Source organism: Pectinatus cerevisiiphilus, assembly GCF_004341685.1.
Lineage (GTDB): Bacteria > Bacillota > Negativicutes > Selenomonadales > Selenomonadaceae > Pectinatus > Pectinatus cerevisiiphilus.
In genome coordinates, this window is the sequence record NZ_SMAA01000003.1 from 78,436 (window position 1) to 97,447 (window position 19,012).

17 protein-coding genes are annotated in these 19,012 nt (G+C 38.6%); 5 read left to right on the forward strand and 12 right to left on the reverse strand.

The window, feature by feature from the left end:
• Positions 1-2 precede the first annotated feature (2 nt).
• The 3 genes from EDC37_RS02495 to xylB all read right to left on the reverse strand — a co-directional run bounded on the left by EDC37_RS02495 (position 3) and on the right by xylB (position 4,100).
• On the reverse strand, positions 3-1,019 hold the full coding sequence (locus EDC37_RS02495; protein WP_132547585.1) for a LacI family DNA-binding transcriptional regulator: 1,017 nt from the start codon (positions 1,017-1,019) through the stop codon (positions 3-5).
• Between the two features lie 82 nt (positions 1,020-1,101).
• Complete coding sequence (locus EDC37_RS02500) at positions 1,102-2,520, reverse strand: sugar porter family MFS transporter (protein ID WP_132547826.1); 1,419 nt, start codon at positions 2,518-2,520, stop codon at positions 1,102-1,104.
• Between the two features lie 68 nt (positions 2,521-2,588).
• The gene (gene xylB / locus EDC37_RS02505) at positions 2,589-4,100 is read right to left on the reverse strand and encodes a xylulokinase (RefSeq protein ID WP_132547587.1); all 1,512 of its coding nucleotides are present in this window, start codon (positions 4,098-4,100) and stop codon (positions 2,589-2,591) included.
• 416 nt (positions 4,101-4,516) lie between these two features.
• Between xylB and EDC37_RS02510 the strand changes: the two genes are divergently transcribed.
• The 4 genes from EDC37_RS02510 (at position 4,517) to EDC37_RS02525 (ending at position 8,422) form a co-directional block, all read left to right on the forward strand.
• Positions 4,517-6,004 carry an L-fucose/L-arabinose isomerase family protein gene (locus tag EDC37_RS02510; RefSeq protein ID WP_132547589.1) on the forward strand — a complete coding sequence of 496 codons (1,488 nt, stop codon included), beginning with the start codon at positions 4,517-4,519 and terminating at the stop codon, positions 6,002-6,004.
• Positions 6,005-6,050: 46 nt separating this feature from the next.
• Positions 6,051-6,620 carry a cytidylate kinase-like family protein gene (locus EDC37_RS02515; protein ID WP_231040037.1) on the forward strand — a complete coding sequence of 190 codons (570 nt, stop codon included), beginning with the start codon at positions 6,051-6,053 and terminating at the stop codon, positions 6,618-6,620.
• Between the two features lie 209 nt (positions 6,621-6,829).
• Positions 6,830-7,444, forward strand: coding sequence for a hypothetical protein (locus tag EDC37_RS02520; RefSeq protein WP_132547591.1), 615 nt, complete (start codon positions 6,830-6,832; stop codon positions 7,442-7,444).
• A gap of 162 nt (positions 7,445-7,606) precedes the next feature.
• Positions 7,607-8,422 (forward strand): YdcF family protein, encoded by an 816-nt coding sequence (locus EDC37_RS02525; protein ID WP_132547593.1) that lies wholly within the window; start codon positions 7,607-7,609, stop codon positions 8,420-8,422.
• Positions 8,423-8,448: 26 nt separating this feature from the next.
• Here EDC37_RS02525 and EDC37_RS02530 read toward each other — a convergent pair whose 3' ends face one another.
• The 5 genes from EDC37_RS02530 to EDC37_RS02550 all read right to left on the reverse strand — a co-directional run bounded on the left by EDC37_RS02530 (position 8,449) and on the right by EDC37_RS02550 (position 12,573).
• On the reverse strand, positions 8,449-9,225 hold the full coding sequence (locus tag EDC37_RS02530) for an SDR family NAD(P)-dependent oxidoreductase (RefSeq protein ID WP_132547595.1): 777 nt from the start codon (positions 9,223-9,225) through the stop codon (positions 8,449-8,451).
• Positions 9,226-9,462: 237 nt separating this feature from the next.
• On the reverse strand, positions 9,463-9,687 hold the full coding sequence (locus EDC37_RS02535; RefSeq protein WP_132547597.1) for a hypothetical protein: 225 nt from the start codon (positions 9,685-9,687) through the stop codon (positions 9,463-9,465).
• Positions 9,688-9,884: 197 nt separating this feature from the next.
• A complete protein-coding gene (locus tag EDC37_RS02540; protein ID WP_132547599.1) occupies positions 9,885-10,916 on the reverse strand; it encodes an aspartate-semialdehyde dehydrogenase in 1,032 nt (343 codons plus the stop codon).
• 19 nt (positions 10,917-10,935) lie between these two features.
• Positions 10,936-11,724 carry a 4-hydroxy-tetrahydrodipicolinate reductase gene (dapB, locus tag EDC37_RS02545; RefSeq protein WP_132547601.1) on the reverse strand — a complete coding sequence of 263 codons (789 nt, stop codon included), beginning with the start codon at positions 11,722-11,724 and terminating at the stop codon, positions 10,936-10,938.
• 162 nt (positions 11,725-11,886) lie between these two features.
• A complete protein-coding gene (locus EDC37_RS02550) occupies positions 11,887-12,573 on the reverse strand; it encodes a TVP38/TMEM64 family protein (protein ID WP_132547603.1) in 687 nt (228 codons plus the stop codon).
• A gap of 406 nt (positions 12,574-12,979) precedes the next feature.
• Here EDC37_RS02550 and EDC37_RS02555 point away from each other — a divergent pair, with 406 nt between their 5' ends.
• Entirely contained in the window at positions 12,980-13,714 is a 735-nt protein-coding gene (locus EDC37_RS02555; RefSeq protein ID WP_132547605.1) for a Bax inhibitor-1/YccA family protein, read from the forward strand.
• A 74-nt stretch (positions 13,715-13,788) separates the two neighbouring features.
• Here the strand turns inward: EDC37_RS02555 and fmt are convergent, their stop codons facing one another.
• The 4 genes from fmt to metK all read right to left on the reverse strand — a co-directional run bounded on the left by fmt (position 13,789) and on the right by metK (position 18,946).
• The gene (fmt, locus tag EDC37_RS02560; protein ID WP_132547607.1) at positions 13,789-14,724 is read right to left on the reverse strand and encodes a methionyl-tRNA formyltransferase; all 936 of its coding nucleotides are present in this window, start codon (positions 14,722-14,724) and stop codon (positions 13,789-13,791) included.
• Complete coding sequence (gene def / locus EDC37_RS02565) at positions 14,717-15,187, reverse strand: peptide deformylase (RefSeq protein ID WP_132547609.1); 471 nt, start codon at positions 15,185-15,187, stop codon at positions 14,717-14,719. Before def ends, fmt begins: the two co-directional genes overlap by 8 nt.
• Positions 15,188-15,246: 59 nt before the next feature.
• Positions 15,247-17,652, reverse strand: a complete 2,406-nt coding sequence (gene priA, locus EDC37_RS02570; protein ID WP_132547611.1) for a primosomal protein N' — start codon at positions 17,650-17,652, stop codon at positions 15,247-15,249.
• A gap of 103 nt (positions 17,653-17,755) precedes the next feature.
• Positions 17,756-18,946 (reverse strand): methionine adenosyltransferase, encoded by a 1,191-nt coding sequence (gene metK / locus EDC37_RS02575; protein WP_132547613.1) that lies wholly within the window; start codon positions 18,944-18,946, stop codon positions 17,756-17,758.
• Positions 18,947-19,012: the final 66 nt, after the last annotated feature.

Below are 19,012 nucleotides of genomic sequence, written 5' to 3' on the forward strand. Positions count from 1 at the left end.
CCTCACAAATTCTCCAAAATTTTTATTTCATTTTTCATAATATGTTTGCTTTTATCGGGGCTGATTCCATTTACCAGATATTCAAAAACAAGCTGCATGGCACGCTGTCCCTGCCGATACGGATGTTGATAAATAACGGCTTTAATAATATGTTTCTTCATCATTTCTACTGTAGTCGGGACTGTATCAAAAGCCAAAATTGTCAGTTGGTCCTGTTTGTTAAGTGCGAGTACAGCACGACAGGCACCATATACACCTGCTGCTACTATGAATAAGACGTTTATTTCCGGATGGTGCATTATCATTTCTTTGGTTTTGTCATATGAACAAATATCATCGTCGTCATTTTCTTGAATGTCTACGATTTTAAAATCAGGATTTTTATTGATGTTATATTTGAATCCTTCTAAGCGCTGTCTGTGTCCTAAAACTTTTGATGATCCCATGATAATGCCAATATTGGCCTTTTCTTTGGTGATCATTTGTAACAATGCCCCAGCGGTTTCGCCACCGTTTACGTAATTTGTCCCTACATAACAGTGCCGGCGTGATTCATCTGCATCATTGTTCAAGGTTACAACGAAAACCCCACTGTCAACAAATTCGTTTATTTTGTTTATTATCAAAGGATCATTTATGGGGTTTATTATTAAAGCATTTATTTTACCCTTTAATTTAGCAAGAATTTGCAGCTGTGCTTCAGTGCTATAACCGCGAATAGAATGCAGTAAGATATTCAGGCCATAAATTTTGTATTTTTCGGCGGCTGTTTTAATACCACGAATGACATCATCAAAAAAAGGATTTCCCTTTGCGGGGATTAAGATACCTACAACTGGGTTGTGTTTGCGGGCAGATAATGCCTTGCCGGCAGGATTAGGTTGATACTCCAGTTTTTTTATCATGTTAAGCACCAGGTTACGCGTTTCTGTTTTTACGTTTCCCCGCTCATTGATGACTCTATCGACAGTACCTCGCGAAACTCCGCATAAATCTGCGATTTGTTTGATTGTAACCATTGAAAGGCCCCCTGCGATGCTATATTATTTTAACTAAATTACATTAACATTATAGCATCACGGGAATTGAATTATCTATTGTTTAGCAGCCTATATCTTTTAATTTTTTACCTTCCATAAGATTCTGTTCAATTTTTTCTAAAGAAACGCCTTTGGTTTCTGGAACATAACGTATCGTGAGATAAACAAACAATGCGTTTAATGCAGCATAGAGCCAAAAAGTCATGGTGGAACCGAGCGTGTCAAGTAATGTTAGGAATGTAGCGCCAATTAGTGTACAAGACAGCCAGTTAGTCATTGTAGAACAAGCAATACCGAAATCGCGGCTTTTCAAAGGCTGAATTTCTGAGCATAGTATCCAAACTACAGGACCAGCTCCAAAGCCAAAACCAATGATGGCGAGTAATGTCATACCAGCAGACAGATACGGGATAAAAGGAAGTGTGCTGCCACTTTCAAGAACAGCGAAACAGATGCCTAATATAAATAAAGATATGGCCATAATGATGAAGCATCTTTTCAGTGCAGGCTTGCGGCCGGATTTGTCGACAGTGCCAACGGCGATAAGTGTTGCAAGGACAAATACCAACCCATTTATTACGGTACCGATCATTTGGTCTTCGGTTGAGGAAAATCCGGCTATACTCAGGATTTTAGGAGAATAATACATGATTATGTTAAAACCTGTAAGCTGTTGCATAAATTGTAAGAGGACACCCAGAAATACAACGCGGCGCACATTTTTATTAACTTTGAAAAGTTCCCAACCAGCTTGTTTCAGTTTTAAATTTTCTCTAATGTCGTTTAATTCTGATTTTGCTATTTCAGCATCCGTATGCATGGAACTCAATACTTTAGCTGAAGATTGAAATTTTCCCTTGGAAGCCAACCAACGCGGACTTTCAGGTAAAGCTAAAACGCATAGAATCAATATTGCGGCAGGAATGGCAATGATCATCAGCATTGAACGCCAATCACCCGTATAACTGAAATAAGTATCTGATAAAAAAGCAACTAAAATTCCCACTGTAACCATTAATTGGTACCCTGAAATAATACTACCGCGGGCATCCTTATTTGACATCTCAGCGAGATACAAGGGGGCGGTGTATGAAGCAATACCGACGGAAAGGCCCAATATCAAACGGGCGCTTATTAGAATCGTTACGTTACCGGCTGAACCTGAACTGATACAGCCAATAATAAATAGAGCGGCACCAATCATTAAGGATTTTTTTCGGCCAACACCAGATGACAGCTTTGAGGCAATGATAGCACCTACAGCTGCGCCTACCATCATGGAGCTTACTACCCATTCTTGAAGATGGCTGTCAAGCTGCCATTCTTTTGTAATAAAAGGTAAAGCACCAGAGATAACGCCTTGGTCTAAACCGAAGAGAAGACCAGCCATACCGGCAGTGACAAAGACAAAAATCCTAATGAATTTTACGCGCTGGGCGGAAACTGTTTGAAAGATGATTTCATTTTTTATATTTTCCATCATTTACTCTCCCTAAAATATTTGCTTAGTAAAGCATGTTGGTTATAATTGTATTAGTCAAATGTTTTTTATAAATTGGCTAAATCGTGGTAACAGTCTTTTAGTTGTGTATATAATTTTTTATAAAGAGTATGGCCTTTTTTATAATACATTTGTTCAGCTTGTATTGGTGTGCATACTGAACCAACCTTAATCAGTTCATCGCAAGCGGAAACTACGTCTTTGAAAATACCTGTACCGACACCAGCAAGAATGGCTACACCTAAAGCTGGACCTTCTTCAGCAGTGAGTGTCTTTACTTTACAAGCAAACATATCTGATAATATTTGGCGCCACAGCGGGCTTTTTCCACCACCACCGCAGGCCATCATTTCATTGACAGTGATTCCCATTTCTTTTAGGACATCATAACAGTCACTAAGCGAGTAGGCTACACCTTCCATAATAGCGCGTATCATATTAGCCTTGGTATGGATTGCGGATAAACCGAAAAATACGCCACGGCATTCCGGATCCAGATGTGGTGTCCGTTCACCCATGAGATATGGTAGATAAATAAGTTTATCGCTGCCACAGGGAACTTTGGCCGCCGCTTCATTCATCAGTACATAGGGATCTTTATCTTTTTCTTTAAAATCGGTGGCGATGTTATCACGGCACCATTTCAGTGACAAGCCGGCAGCTAATGTTACGCCCATTACGTGCCAGCAGCCTGGGACGGCACAACAAAATGTATGTACACGGCCTTTGGGGTCAATCAGTGGTTTGTCCGTATGGGCAAATACTACACCGCTGGTGCCAATTGTAGTGAAGGCACGCCCTTCTTTTACAATACCTGTACCGATAGCAGCTGCGGCATTATCACCAGCACCACCGACTACGGCTGTTTTGGTAGAAAGTCCTGATGCTTTGGCAAATTTTTCACTTATATAACCGGTTATGTCGGGGGATTCATATACTTTAGCTAGTAATTTTTTATCAATAGCGAGTTTTTCTAATATTTCATCTGACCAACAGCGTTTTGGTATATCTAAAAGCTGCATCCCGCTGGCATCAGATACTTCCGTTGCATATTCACCGGTCATGCAAAAGCGTATATAATCTTTAGGTAGTAGAATGTGGGCGCATTTTGCATAATTTTGGGGTTCGTGGTTTCGCACCCATAAAATTTTTGAAGCAGTAAATCCTGTCAGCGCAGGATTAGCAGTTATTTCTATTAAACGTTTCGCACCAATTTCCTTTGTGATTTCTTTACATTCGTCTGCGGTGCGCTGGTCACACCAAATTATTGAGGGACGTATAACGGCATTGTTACTATCAAGCATTACTAAGCCATGCATTTGTCCAGATAAGCCAATACCCTTGATAGCATCAGGAGCAACTTTGGATTTTGCTAATACAGCCTGAATGGTATGCAGCGAGGCATTATACCAATCAATAGGGTTTTGTTCAGCCCAGCCATTTTGTGGTTGATATAGCGGGTAATTTTCTGAAGCAGTAGCTTCTACTTGCATATGCTCGTTGAAAAGCACTGTTTTAGTAGCTGACGTTCCTATATCTAACCCTAATAAATAATTCATTAATGAAACCGCCCTTCTTCTCTCCTTTAATTTACGGGATAATCTGTTTAAGCTAGCGTATTTTTATTAATCTTTTTATACTACAGTTATCCAAATCTCAATATGTGCTTAAGCACAATTTATGCGTTAAATATATCATTTGCTTATTTATTTGTCAATAAGCATTTTTGATATTTTTCAGATTTTTTAATAAGTTACATTTAATTGAGTTAAATAAAACAACAAATGAAAATATACTGAGCACTATCAATCATTATAAAATCAATTATAATTTACAATGTAATGATTATGAAATTATTATAAATTTTTGCAAAAATCTGTATTGACAAGACTCATATAATAATGCTATTCTGTATCTAGAAAAAATGTGCACAAGCACATAAAAGCTGCAAGCATATATAAAGGAGAGTATAAAAATGATGAATAATATTCCAGAAGTGAAATGTGGTATCATTTCAGTTAGTAGAGATTGCTTTATAATTTCCCTTTCAGAAAATCGGCGTAAAGCTATTGTTAAAGCTTATACACAAAAATATGGAACAATCTATGAAGCTAAAACTGTAGTGGAAAATGAAACTGATATGTTAAAAGCCGTTGAAGAAGTAAAAGCTGCGGAATGTAATGCATTGGTGGTTTTCTTGGGTAATTTTGGTCCGGAAACACCTGAAACAATGATAGCTAAAAATTTTGACGGGCCAGTCATGTATGTCGCTGCTGCCGAAGAAACCGGTAAAGATCTGATAAATGGCCGTGGTGATGCATATTGCGGAATGCTTAATTGCTCATATAATTTAGGCTTGAGAAAAATAAAAGCATTTATTCCCGAATATCCTGTTGGGACTGCGGAAAATGTAGCGGCTATGATTGATGAATTCCAACCTGTAGCCCGTGCATTGATTGGTATAGCAAATTTAAAGATAATTACGTTTGGACCGCGTCCACAGGACTTTTTTGCTTGTAATGCACCGATAAAACCGCTTTATGATCTCGGTGTCGAAATAGAAGAAAATTCTGAGCTGGATTTGCTTGTTGCATATAAAGAACATGCCGGTGACAAGCGTATTAAAGATATCGTTGAAGATATGAAAAAAGAAATGGGAAAAGCGAACCCATATCCTGATTTGCTCAATAGAATGGCGCAATATGAACTTACACTACAGGATTGGGCGGAAAAACATAAAGGCTCCCGTAAATATGTTGCATTTGCTAATAAATGCTGGCCTGCATTTCCTTCCCAATTCGGTTTTGAACCTTGTTATGTAAATAGCCGTTTTGTCTCGAGAGGAATACCAGTTGCCTGTGAAGTAGATATTTATGGCGCACTTAGTGAGTATATAGGGATTTGTGTAAGTGGTGATGCGGTTACTCTGCTTGATATCAATAATTCAGTACCAGCAGATCTATTTAAGGAAGATATCGCCCCTAAGTATAGTAAATATACGCTTAAAGATACTTTTATGGGCTTCCATTGTGGGAATACGCCAATGTGCAAATTGGATAAAGGTGCTATAAAATACCAGCTTATCCAGAATCGTTTATTAGAAAACGGTGGTACACCAGATATCACACGCGGTACACTTGAAGGTGATATCAGTGCAGGCAAAATTACTTTTTATCGTTTGCAGAGTAATGCCGCTGGTAAAATTAGTGCTTATATTGCGCAAGGTGAAATTTTACCTGTTGCAACCAGGTCTTTTGGTGGTATAGGTATTTTCGCGATTCCTGAAATGGGACGTTTCTATCGGCACGTTCTGATAGAAAAACAGTATCCGCATCATGGTGCAGTTGCATTTGGCCATTATGGTAAATCATTATTTTCTGTGTTCAGATTTTTAGGAGTAGGTACGATTGATTTTAATCAACCTCAAAATATGTTATATCCTAGTGAAAATCCTTTTGCATAATGAGCTTAAATAAAAAATTCATTTGAAAATATAGAAATAGGAGCAAATGATGATTATTACAATTGGACGGCAATATGGGGCTGGCGGTCGTGAAATAGCTGAAAAACTTGCTAAAAAATTACAGATTCCTTTATATGATAGAAAATTGGTCGCATATATTTCAGCTCATTTAGAAAAAGGTGTGGACTTAGAAAAGCTTGACCTCACCTATGAAAATTTGTATGGCAGTGTATCTCCTTATTCGACAATGTTGGGCGATTTGACGGTTAAAGATGATAATTATTTATTTTCCTTTCAAGCAAAAGCAATCAAGGCCTTAGCACAAAAAGAGAATGGTATATTTATTGGGCGTTGCTCAAACTTTATTTTGAGGGATTTTACAGAAGCTTATCATTTTTATATAGTCGCAGATGATGCTTTTCGTACAGAAAGAGGAAAAATTATATACGACAAAACGTTGCAGGAGTTAAAGCGGGAAGACGGAAAAAGAGGAGCATATTATAATTATTATACAGGAGCCAGATGGGGAGATCCTAAGGATTATGATATAACTATTAATACTGGCAGGACAGGTATTGATAGAGCGGTAAGCATTATAAATGATTATATAAAGTAATAAATGTATACTTAAAATTTAATTGAAATGTTTTGCTCGATAAGATAGGCCATGTGGGAAATAAACACATGGCCCATTTTTTTATTGGCGCATTTTAAAATGGAATTTTTAATATAATAAAGGTACGAAAATTTAAATAAAGATGGTATAATGTAAAGAATTAATTATTATAAAAACAGTTATTTTAGTAAGGTTTATAGGAGAAAGCAATGAGTGAATTACAGCTTTTTAAAATAGAGAATTTTATTGGCGGAGATCAAAATTGGTTTACTGATTACTGGATGAAGAGAGGCGGCTGCGGTGCCGTAACAGCTTGTGATATATGTATTTATTTTGCAATGTTTTTTGGTGAAAAAAATTTATATCCGTATGATTTGACCAAGGTAACAAAGCAGGATTATATAAATTTTTCTGCGATAATGAAACCATATTTGGCCCCACGTATTCATGGTATAGATAAATTGGAGATATTTATTGATGGTTTTAATGAATATCTTCATGACAAAAAAGAAGAAAAATTACGGATGCGTGCAGTTTATAGCGATTGCTCATTAAATTGCTTTAAAGAAGATGTGCGCAAACAGATTGATGGGAAAATGCCGGTTCCGTATTTGAATTTAAAACACAAGAATCCACGTCTGCGCAATTATGTGTGGCATTGGTTTTGGTTGGCGGGTTATGAAGAGTTTGAAAACAATTTTATGGTAAAGGTTATAACGTATGGACGTACCCATTGGCTATCTTTAAATCAATTATGGGACAGCGGCTATGAGCAAAAAGGCGGCATTGTCCTGCTTGATATGGATAAAGAAAAGCAGGTATAAATATTTTTTAATATTTTCTCTATATATTGGTAAAACAATATGTAGAGATTTTTTTCTTTGGGTATATGCTTAGCAGAGAGGAATTTTGTGTTGCTTTTTAGAAAGATAATTGGTAGAAGCTTTTTTAGTTAGATAAATTTTAAAAATGCAGAGGAGTAGAACATGGGGAAAATTTCCGAAGAAAATACAGCAAAAGAAATAATTGCAGAATATATAAATATTTTAGGAAATTTCTGCGGTAAACGGGATATTAAGTCTTTGACAAGGGCCGAGTTAGCAACTAAATATAAGCTGGCTAAAGCTGATGTAATGGTTCTATTTGGTGGTAGTATCATGGTTGGTGGTGATGTCTTAGCACAGGCAATAAAAAATGGTATAGCCAAAAAATACATCATTGTCGGTGGTATAGGGCATACGACAGAAAAACTGCGCCAAAAAATACATGAAAGATACCCTGCCATAATGACAGCTGGTTTACCGGAAGCTGCTATTTTTACTGAGTATTTAAGATATAAATACAATATGCAGCCTGACTTTTTGGAGACAGAATCGACAAATTGTGGTAATAATATCACATATCTACTGAAACTGTTGGCAAAAGAGAAGATAAAATTTAACAATATTATAATTACCCAAGATGCTACTATGCAGTATCGTATGGAAGCTGTATTGCGAAAGTATGCTAATTCGCTAGAAATAATAAATTTTGCTGCGCATCATGTAAGCGTCATAGTCAAGCAGGGGGAATTGGTATTTGCTGAAGAGGTACCGGGCATGTGGTCTATGCAGGAATATATTACGCTGCTTATGGGAGAAATAGTGAGACTGGCAGACACTAAAGATGGCTATGGCCCTGCGGGCAAGAATTATATAATACATGTAGCTATACCAGCTGAAGTACAGAATGCTTTTGATGAATTAAAAAAATTTTACGGGACGATGATTCGTAAGGCAGAAAAACGATATGCTTCAAAATGAAAAATTTAAAATACATTAAAGATGTTTTAGATTTTATAGCGACGGATAAAATTCCAGATGGACATTAAAAGGCTGTCCGGTAAAAACTTACAGGCAATGTGGTGCAAGGTGCATATAATGCCAGGTGTAGAAACGGCAAGATTCTTTTTAGCGTCATTTAAGGCTTTCTTGGCAACTGTCTTTTTTAAAGAACCCCAGATAAAATTATTTATATAACAATTGCTTTTATTTCCTTTTGCGGTGCTAATAAATTCCGTGTCTTTTATCCAGTAAGGGCATATAGCCGTTACACTGATGTGCTGTGCCGTAAGTTCAAAATGCAGGGCTCTGCTGTAATGGTAAAGGAAAGCTTTGCTTGCTGCGTAAATATTTAAATACGGCAGTGGTTGAAATGCTGCTGTTGAACATATTTCTAAAATATGGCTGCCAACGGGCATAAAAGGGATGGCTGCTTGACTGAGTAATACGGCTGCCCGACAGTTGAGGTCGATCATAGCGGCACAGGTATGTAGCGGAATATCCTTATATGAACCAATGCTACCGATTCCTGCAGCATTGATAAGAAATTGTACGGAGGGTTTTTCTTTTTTTAGCAAATCCAGTAAAGCGTTAATGGCACTTTCTTGGGTGAGATCATAGGCGAGAACGCGCATCGGTGTTGTAAGGGATTTTTGTAAGCTTTCTAATTGTTCTTTTGAGCGGGCTATGCCCCAAATTTGGTCGAGCTGTTTTTCTTGGTCCAAAAGCTTTACAAATTCTCGGCCTAGACCTTTTGAAGCACCAGTTACGATGGCAATTTTCATAATAATCATCCTTGGTATAATTTATTTCGTCAATAAGATTTTCTATAGAAAAATAATGGGCACGATATAAATATTCTAATACATTATACTGTACTAAACTGTGTAATTTTGCAAATTTAAGAATAAAATCATGCTAAATATATAATAAATAGGTCTTATAAAATTAAAATTCCTAAGTAAACTGCTCTTGGCAATTACTTAGGAATTCATGTTCAAAAATTATTGATGTTAGAAAGATTATTGCTGCCATGATGACTTGGAATGGTGTTGTTTATGATGATGGTGGTGATGGTGATGCGGGACAGGTGCTGGTGGATGATTAAATCCTGGATGAGCTTGATTTAATCGAGGCGGGGTTGGTGGGCCATCAAATGGATTGGCACTGACCAGTGCAGTTCCTAGTGAACCTATTATTGTTAAACTGCAAAATACTGATAATAAAAGTTTTTTCCCATTAAACATAAGCCATTATCTCCTTTTGCTTTTATACTAGATGAATTATAGCATTGCATGGAAAAAAAGGTATGACATAATTGTGTTATTTGTCTGAAAGTATAAAAAAACTTCCTACACTGGACTAGTAAAATGATCTCTATACACAATTTTAGATTCTAATTGTGGAGACATTTAGCGTAGCAGCGGGAAGTTTTTTATTAAAATTAGTTCATATCATTATTTATCATGTATTCAGCAATCTGCAAGGCGTTAAGGGCTGCCCCTTTTCTGATTTGATCGCCTACTACCCATAAATTTAAGCCGTGTTTTATGGAATAGTCGCGGCGAATACGCCCAACATATACATCATCTTTACCAGAGGTCATCAACGGCATAGGGTAATCCATTTCCGCGGGATTATCTTGAACTGTCACACCCGGAAAAGCATCAAGCAGTTTTTTTGCTTCTTCTACACTGATATCATCGGTAAATTCGATATTAACAGATTCTGCATGGCTTCTGTATACCGGTACACGTACTGTTGTAGCAGTGATGCCGATTGTTTGGTCGTCGAGTATCTTATGGGTTTCATTGATCATTTTCATTTCTTCTTTGGTGTAAAGATTGTCTTTGAAAACATCAATTTGGGGAATAAGGTTGAAGGCTATTTGATAATGTTTAGGGAAAGCCGCGCCCGGTAAAAATTTTGCTGTTACCGGTTTTCCAGCAACGATATCCTCTGACTGTTGCTGTAATTCTGCCATAGCTTCCTTACCACCACCAGAAACAGCTTGATAAGTAGAAACGACGATACGTTTGATTTTTGCCCTGTCATAAAGGGGCTTTAAGGCCATCACCATGATTATCGTGGAACAGTTGGGGTTAGCAATAATGCCCTTATGTTTCCTAATCGCTTCAGGATTGACTTCAGGTACTATTAAAGGAACCTCTGGGTCCATACGAAAGGCGCTGGAATTGTCTATAACGACAGCACCTGCCCGGACTGCTGCCGGTGCAAAAGTTTTGCTGGCAGCACCGCCGGCAAAAAGAGCAATCTGGATGTTTTTAAAAGAATCATTAGTAGCTTCTTCTACCGTATATTCCTTGTTCATGAAATTTATTTTTTTACCGGCAGAACGTTTAGAAGCAAGCAGCTTGAGTTCTGCAAATGGAAAATGTCGTTCTTCTATTAATTTGAGAAATTCCTGGCCGACGGCACCGGTTGCTCCGAGAATTGCCACGTTATATTTTTTCATAGAAACGCGCCCCTTTTGTTTACATTATTTTATCTAAATTTCTTACAAGTCCCTTTAAGTTGAGAATTTTTTTACACGCGAGGACGACGCCTGGCATAAATGATGTACGGTCTATAGAGTCATGGCGAATGGTAAGGGTTTGGCCAAGACCACCGAAAATAACTTCCTGGTGGGCGACATAACCGGGTAATCTAACACTGTGGATGGGAATACCGTTTATTTGGGCACCGCGCGCACCGGGTAATTTTTCTTTTTCATCAGGATTTCCCTGTTTCATGGGTTTACGTACTTCACTGATCATTTCAGCTGTGGTTATTGCTGTACCAGAAGGAGCATCGAGCTTTTGGTCGTGATGCAGTTCAATGATTTCTACATTAGGCAGATACTTTGCTGCTTCTTTAGCCATCATCATCATCAGGACAGCACCTATGGCGAAGTTTGCTGCTATGAAAGCTGGAGTATTCTGTGCTAAAGCAAGATCGTTGAGTTTATCTTTTGCTTCGTCAGACAGACCCGTAGTACCGATGACCGGTGATACATGGTTGCGAAGGGCTAGGCAGGCATTGTCGAATACAGCGTCAGGCCTTGTGAAGTCGACCATCACATCAGGCTTTACTGCATCGATAACTGTTTGCAGATTTTCTCCTACAATAATGCCTGTTTTAGCACTGCCAATTAGGTCACCGACATCCATGCCGCCCTTTATATCAACGGCGCCGACCAGTTCAAGTTCTTTGTCATTGGAAACAGCCTGCAAAACAGTACGGCCCATTTTGCCACGCGCTCCATTTACTATAACTTTAATCAAAAAATAACCTCCCAGAAATTATGATACAGGCTAATATTGTAAATTCGCATAGTTAAGGAAAATTAATATTAGCACGATGCTATTTTACTAAAAAAGTATTATTAAGTCTTGCTATATTATACTAAAAATAAAGATAAAATCAAGAGAAAAAGGACAAAAGTATTATTTTTTACCATCAATGTACTTTTTATTGAAAAACCATAATCCTCCGTAAACAATTATCGCAAGTACTATTATTATGGCAAGTCTTTTTAGATTCTGGTTATAGGTGAAAACATCGTGGCCGATCATTACTTCCAATGCAGTAGCCGGTAATTTACCGATAAAACTGGATAGTGAGTAATCTCGCAAGGATATTTTACTGATGGCACCAAATGCGGTTAAAACTCCGGATGGAAAATACGGTAATGATCTGAGAAATAACATCACCTTAAAGCCGTTTTTACCGCTGAGGTCATCTATTTTACTTAGTTTTTTGCTTTTATGAATCAATTTTTCTGCTGATGGACGCAGAATGGTACGCATAAATAAAAAGCCAATTATTACACCGGCTGTTTCAGCAAGCCATGATATTATTATACCAATAGTGGGACCAAAAAGAAGACCATTGGCCGTAATGGCAAAAATGGAAGGCAGGCCTACTATGTTAATAAGCAGGACAAGGACGAAGCCAAAAAAAATGGCCATCATGCCGAAGGAATCTATATATGCGGCTATTTCTGTCATGTTGCCGCTGATTATTACATGGAAAAGATTTTTATAAAAATTAGGTGAAACAATATAGATGCCGCCTATAAAAAAGACAATTAATAAATAACCTGCAAGCCTTATTTTTTTCTCCGAATTCACGTATAATACTCCCTCGTTTTGAAGTTACTTCCGCTTTATTTTATCATAGTTTAAAGCTTAATACATTATTTTTATAAATACATAGGAAAAAGAAGCATATATAGCGGCAATTATGTATTATGTTAAGTTTAAATAGATAGATTTAATTTATACCATCAAACTGTAATTAGTTATACAGTTTATAATGATAAGCTGTTATCATATATGTAACAGATTCTATTTTAGTATTGCTTACCAAATATATAATAATATGAAATTGTGTTTTTATTAGTAAAATGATATAATTAACGTAATTCATCTATAGTTTTGTGGAATGGACATCATCTATAGTTTTGTGGAATGGACAGACGTCCTTTAACAAAAATTATAGAGTGTGGAAGTATTAGTTTTGAAAGGATGTTTTTAAATGGCTAATCCTGTTATTCGTGTGATGGAAAAAGAAAATGAGAATGCAGCAATAAGTTTTGGTCAGACAGCTACACTATCTGGTTCGCTCCAGAAAAGTATCGGGCTTGTAGTGTTGACGATAATTTCGGCAGTAGCATCAGCATTTTTTTTAGCTGACACCTCTTTCGCATTTTTGGGAATGGGAGCAGGTTTTATCGGCGGTTTCGTTCTGGCGATGGTAACTTGTTTTAAACCGAGTATATCTGAGTATACGGCACCTGGTTATGCTGTATTTGAAGGAATGGCCTTGGGAATCATTTCCATGCAGTTTGAACAGTTTTATTTTGGTATTTCAGCCATAGCAGTGGGTGTTACCTTTGCGGTTATGATCACCATGCTTGTATTGTGGAAAACCGGCGTGATTACCGTAACAGAAAAGGTTCGCTCTGCCATTATCAGTATGACACTCGCCATTGCGGTATTTTACTTTGCTAACTTTATCGCATCTTTGTTTGGCGCTGATTTTATGCCGCGTACCGGTATACTGGGAATCGTTATATCACTTATTATCTCAGCAGTGGCAGCTTTTAATCTGCTCATTGATTTTGATAATATTGAAAAAGCAGTGAGTAATGGTATGCCTAAGTACATGGAATACTTTACGGCATTTGGTTTGTTGATTACCTTAGTATGGCTTTATGTAGAAATTCTTCGAATGATAGCGATGATTGTATCTGTACTTCAGGATAATTAAAAATAGATTATAAGATTGCAAAAAGCCGTTTACCGGGACAATATTGTTCCGGCAAACGGCTTTTTTTGTAGAGCTTATGCAAATTTTAAGGGCAACTGCAATTTATGTCCGTTAGCATATGCCTTGGCAGACATTTTCTTTTTATTTGGTGCTTGCAATTCCAATATTTCTATAGAATCTTTTCCCGTACTCACGAGCAGGCCGTTTTTGGTGAGCGCTGTCACCTCTCCCGGGGCCGCATTGCCCTCAGAGCTGACGACGGCAGTACGCCATATTTTCATCTTTTGGCCGTTGAGGATACCATAGGCACCAGGCCATGAATTAAGGCCGCGTACGAGATTATGGATATCATGTGCTGATTTATGCCAGTCGATATGGCAAATGGCATCGTCAAGCATCGGCGAATAAGAAGATAAACTATCATCTTGTTTTTCACGTTGTACGGTACCGTCTTCAATTTGCTTTATAGTTTCAGCAAGCAGGTTAGCACCCGCGTTCATAAGTTTGTCATGTAATTCTTCAGTGGTCATGTCGGTGGTGATTGCAACAGCTGTTTTTAAAATCATATCACCGGTATCAAGACCGGCATCCATGTACATGGTAGTTACACCTGTCTTCATTTCTCCACGAATGATTGACCAATGGATAGGGGCAGCACCCCTGTAAGCAGGTAATAGGGAAGCGTGTACATTGATACATCCTTTGGGGGGAATAGCCAGAATCGCTGGTGATAAAATTTGACCAAAGGCGACAACGATAATTATATCAGGTTGCAGCTGCTGTAGTTTTTCGACAAACTCCGGAGCTTTTACTTTTGCAGGTTGCAACACTGGCAGACCATTGTCCAATGCAAATGCTTTTACAGGCGAAGGCGTTAGTTTTTGACCGCGTCCCCGTTTCTTGTCAGGCTGTGTTACCACGGCGATGACATCGCAAAGAGTATTTAATTTTTCCAGGCATGGAACGGCAAAATCAGGTGTGCCCATAAATACAGCTTTTAATTTAATCATTTTCACTCTCCTGGCGGACAAGTGTTTTTGCTTTATCAACAAAAAGGATACCGTCTAAATGATCTATTTCATGCTGTAAGCAACGAGAAAGTAATGTCCCCTTTGCTATTATGCGCTGGGCTTTACCGCGGCGGTTTAAAAATTTTACGGATACATTTTCATAGCGTTCTACTTCACCGCTCATCTGTGGGACACTAAGGCAGCCTTCAATTCCTTCCATAGTCCCTTCACAGCGGACAATTTCAGGATTGATTAGTTCAATAAGGCCTTCACCTACATCAATCACAACGATACGTTTGGAAACACCAACCTGTGGTGCTGCCAAACCAACTCCTTCAGCTTCATACATGGTTTCTGCCATGTTATCAAGCAATTTCCTTATGGTGCTGTCTATTTTTTCTACAGGTGTAGATTTCTTTTTTAATATAGGGTCACCAATTTTTTTTATATCCAGCAATGCCATTAATCTATCATCTCCTAATTCTCTATACTAATATTAGCATTGTATTTTAAAAAATTCAATTACATGGTATTTAAAGGGTTTACATCTATTTTTACATCTTTATCAGTAGCAAGGCCGATGCTGCGCAAAAACGCGTTTATGGCAGTGAGGTCAGTAGTTTTCAATAAAAGATTAAAACGATATATGCCACGAAAATTTGCAATAATGGAAGGGGCAGGGCCGATTAACTGGTGTATACGGTTGTCCGTGAAGTTCTTTTTGAAGATTTCCCGTATTTTTAAGGCTTTTTGTAAGGCTTGGTTTTCTTTTTCATGCTGAATAGTTAGTTTGACAAGTTTTGCATAAGGCGGATAAAATAATTCTTTTCGCAGAGGAAGCTCTTGTTTATAAAAAGCATCATAGTCTTGCGCTATACCGCATGTAACAGCATAATGTTCAGGATTATACCCTTGCACTATTACATTCCCTTTTAAGGTGCCGCGGCCTGCCCTGCCGGCGGTTTGCGTAATAAGGCTGAAACAGCGTTCAGCAGAACGGAAGTCCGGCATGTTAAGGCTGGCATCGGCGCTTATTATACCTACAGCTGTGACTGAAGGAATGTCATGGCCTTTGGCAACCATTTGCGTACCTAATAAGATATCATAGGTTCCTGCTTTAAATGCGCGGAGAATGTTCTGATGGGCAAATTTTTTACCAGTGGTATCACGATCCATCCTAATAATTCTAGCCTGGGGAAATGTTTCTTGTAATTCCTTTTCAAGTTTTTCCGTACCTGAACCAAAAAATTTTATGTAACGGCTGTTACAAGATGGGCAGGTGTCAGGAACAGCTTCTCTTATGTCGCAATGATGGCATTGCAGATAATTGCCCTTATGGTAGACGAGAGGAAGACCGCATTGCGGGCATTTTATGACTAAACCGCAGGAACGGCACATTACAAATGTAGAATAGCCGCGGCGGTTGAGCATAATAATTATTTGCTGTTTTTCTTTTAAGGTCTTATCAATAAGGGCAGCAAGCGCACGTGATAATATGTGGTGGTTCCCCAAGTGCAATTCTTCACGCATGTCGACGCATTTGATGCAGGGTAATGGACGGTTATCTATTCGGTGGGGCATTTTCAAAAGAGTATATATTTTTTTTTGTGCGTAATAATAGCTTTCAATAGACGGTGTGGCACTGCCCAAAATGAGTACGGCATTGTATAGCGTAGACATTTTTTGCGCTATGTCGCGGGTATGGTAGCGTGGTGATTCATCCTGCTTGTACGAAGCGTCATGTTCTTCATCCATGACGATAAGCCCCAGCTCGCAAAAAGGGGCGAATATTGCTGAACGTGCACCGATGATAATTTTGGCATTGTTGGTGCGAATGCGCATGAAGGAATCGTTGCGTTCACCGACAGTAAGCCGGCTGTGAATAACGACGACTTCATCAGCAAAAAAATTCTTTAAGGAGAGGACAAGCTGGCCTGTCAGCACGATTTCTGGAACGAGAATAAGTGCTTGTTTTTTTGCGGCAAGGACATATTTGGCCGCTTCGATGTAAAGTCTTGTCTTGCCGCTACCGGTGACACCGTGTAATAAAAAGGTATGTGCTTTTGCTTGTTGGATAAACGGAAGTATTTCAGCAAAGGCTGACTGTTGTTCCCTTGTCAAATTTTCGATGGTGTTTTTTCCCAAACCGACACCGGTATAACTGTCGCGAAAAATCTGTTGCTTTGTGAGATGGATATAGTTATTATCTGCCAAGGTTTTTAATATGCTTCTGGAAAAATTATACTTAGCAAGTTCGTTTACACTGCGGCTTTTTCCATCCGCAAGAAATTCAAGTAACCGTTTTTGGGTTCTTTTGCGTGTCATTTTTTGTAAAAGTGTGCTGTTGACAGTTTTTTCGTTTATCTGTACGTAGGTTTCAAAAATCTTGTGTGAACGCTGGGCATAGGAATAATCTTGCAGGATCGCTTTTTTTTGCAGTAATGTTTTTATTGAGGCAAAAATATCATCGTCAGTCTTGGCGCGAAGCTGGCTAAGGTCACAACCGGGATTGGCGGCAATAAAATCATATAAAATGCGTTCTTGGGCGGATAAGTTGGCAGGTGGTTCAGAAACTGCGCTATAGATACTGCGCAGTTTTATGCTGTTTTTACCCGGGATAAATAAGCGCAGTGCTTCACCGAGTGAACAGAGATAAAAGTCAGCAATGAAATAAGCCGTCTGAATTACTTTGTCGGTAAAATAAGGTTCAGTATCAATTATATCAATAATTTCCTTTAGGGGATGGTCCTCTTTAGCACCGGCAGGAAAAATGCGCACAATAAAACCTTCCATTGTCCTTGGACCGAACGGAACTACAACCCGACAGCCAATTTGAAGAAAATGGAATTTTTCAGGAATAATGTAAGTATAGCTTGCAGCTATACTCTTAACCGGTATGTTTATAAAGATATCTGCCTCTAGTTTCACAAAAATCACCAAAATAATTATAACATAAAAAATACCTCCAAAGAATAACTTAATGAAAGTAGTTATTTTTGGAGGTATTCTATTCAGTCAAGCAGCCAATAAATTATAAGCCTGCCTGCTGTTTTAAAAGCTTAGCTTTGTCGGTATGTTCCCACGGTAAATCAATGTCCGTACGACCAAAATGTCCATATGCTGCAGTCTGGGCATAAATTGGACGGCGTAAGTCAAGCATCTTTATTATACCGGCGGGACGCAGGTCAAAATCTTTATTAATTAAGTCAGCAATTTTTTCTTCATCAATTTTAGCAGTGCCAAAGGTATCAACCATAATGGAAACCGGTTGGGCAACACCAATAGCGTAAGCCAGCTGGATTTCACATTTGTCAGCGAGACCAGCAGCAACTACGTTTTTAGCGACGTAACGTGCTGCATAAGCTGCAGAGCGGTCAACTTTTGTTGGATCTTTCCCGGAAAATGCACCACCGCCATGACGTGCCATACCGCCATAGGTATCAACTATGATTTTACGGCCTGTAAGTCCGCAGTCGCCCTGAGGACCACCAATGACAAACTTACCAGTAGGATTTATGTAATACTTGGTTTTATCGTCCACCATATCACTGGGAACGACAGGGGCAATTACTTTTTCCTTAATATCTTTTTCAATGGTTTTCAAAGAAACTTCAGGACCGTGCTGGGTAGAAACGACAATGGCTTCGATATGGACAGGTTTGCCGTTTTCGTAAGCAACAGTGACCTGTGTTTTACCATCGGGGCGCAAATAACTCAACTCGCCATTTTTGCGTACTTCGGTCAAGCGGCGTGAAAGACGATGGGCTATTGCGATAGGAAAAGGCATGAATTCAGGTGTTTCGTTTGTTGCATAACCAAACATCATTCCCTGGTCACCAGCGCCAATGGCATCATCATCCGCCATTGTGCCTTTTTTTGCTTCGAGGGCTTTATCAACGCCAAGGGCAATATCGGCAGACTGTTCATCAATGGATACGGAAATGCCGCAGGTCTGCGCATCAAAACCAAATTTAGCTCTTGTATAGCCAATCTGCTTTATTTTTTCGCGAACAATTTTAGGAATATCCACATAGCACTTCGTGGATATTTCACCGGCAATATGAACCTGTCCGGTAGTTATAAGGGTTTCACAGGCAACGCGGCCCTGTGGGTCTTGTTCCAGAATAGCATCAAGAATGCTGTCAGAAATCTGATCGGCAATCTTATCGGGATGACCTTCTGTAACTGACTCTGATGTAAACAAGATACGTTTTTGAGCCATATTTTTCCTCCGTCTTTAATTGTATTTCGACAAGCTGTACCAGAGTTAATAGGCTTTATGTACAGC